The 1,141-nt window shown below is 44.5% G+C and carries 2 protein-coding genes; both read left to right on the top strand.

Translation table 11 applies throughout. The annotated features are described in order from the left end of the window. Window positions 1-376, top strand: a 376-nt coding sequence (locus B6S09_RS18890) for a M13-type metalloendopeptidase (protein WP_141202008.1), incomplete at its 5' end; no start/stop codon positions are given. A 277-nt stretch (window positions 377-653) separates the two neighbouring features. Continuing rightward, window positions 654-1,049: a M13 family metallopeptidase N-terminal domain-containing protein gene (locus B6S09_RS18885; protein ID WP_211281100.1), complete on the top strand. Its 396-nt coding sequence runs from the start codon at window positions 654-656 to the stop codon at window positions 1,047-1,049. Window positions 1,050-1,141 lie beyond the last annotated feature (92 nt).

Raw genomic sequence — 1,141 nt, 5'->3', positions numbered from 1 at the left:
AGACAGGTTTAGCAGTTATGTAGTATTGGATAGCCTGCACGTAAACGGCAAAGCTACCCTTGGCGAAAACATTGCCGATTTGGGCGGTATTGTTTTAGGCATTGATGCTTTTAAAAAGACCCAGCAATATAAGCAGGGTAAACGGATAAACGGATTAACCCCTATGCAGCGGTTCTTCTTAGGCTATGCGCTGGGCTGGCTGGGCCAGGAACGGGATGAGGCCCTGGCCAATCAGATACTAACAGATGTTCATGCCCCAGGATTTTTGCGTGTAAACGGTCCTTTTAGCGATGCACCTGAATTTTACCAGGCATTTAAAGTTAAAAAAGGCGATAAAATGTGGCTTGATTCGGATAAACGAGTGAAGATCTGGTAGAGGCCCCCACCTGAAAACATCAAAAAATACCGTCATTGCGAGCGTAGCGTGGCAATCCCTAACTGTACAGAGCGGTTCTACAAATCTGGGATTGCCGCGCTACGCTCGCAATGACATGTTTTTACCCTTTTTGGAGAAGGCCTTCCGGCGAGGCTCTTTGCTGCTTGCCACCTGATGATCAGTTTTCGGAAAGCCGGGTTACCTATCAGTACTATTGCAAACAGCAATTAATCAACAACTTATTTTTATTTAAATTTACTGGAACATATATACCGATATGATAAAACTTTACAAAACAACGCTTCTTGGTTGTGCCTCCATAGCACTTCTAGCACTAAGTGCTTATCAGATTGAACGATCCGAAACCTCAAATGATCCGGTTTATGATAACCTGGATAAATCCGTTGATCCGCGTACCGATTTTTTCAAATATGCCAATGGCGGCTGGCTTAAACGCAACCCTATTCCGGCAGCATATTCCAGCTGGGGAATTGGCAATGTAGTTCAGGAAGAGATCCGCGACCGGTTAAAAAAAATCAATGAAGATGCCTTGGCCGCCAATGCGCCAAAAGGAAGCACTACCCAAAAGATCGGTGATTTTTATTATAGTGGCCTGGATACTGTCAATATCGAAAAACAGGGCATAAACCCTATAAAACACAGTTGGACCTGATAGATCAGGCTACCGATATTAACGGTATCTTAAACGCTGCCGCAGTATTAACCACTACAGCTGTCTCTTATACACATCTGACGCTGCCGACG

The sequence above is a fragment of the Oceanimonas baumannii genome (genome assembly GCF_002245495.1).
Classification (GTDB): domain Bacteria; phylum Pseudomonadota; class Gammaproteobacteria; order Enterobacterales; family Aeromonadaceae; genus Oceanimonas; species Oceanimonas baumannii.
This window is presented reverse-complemented; position numbering and strand designations above follow the sequence as displayed.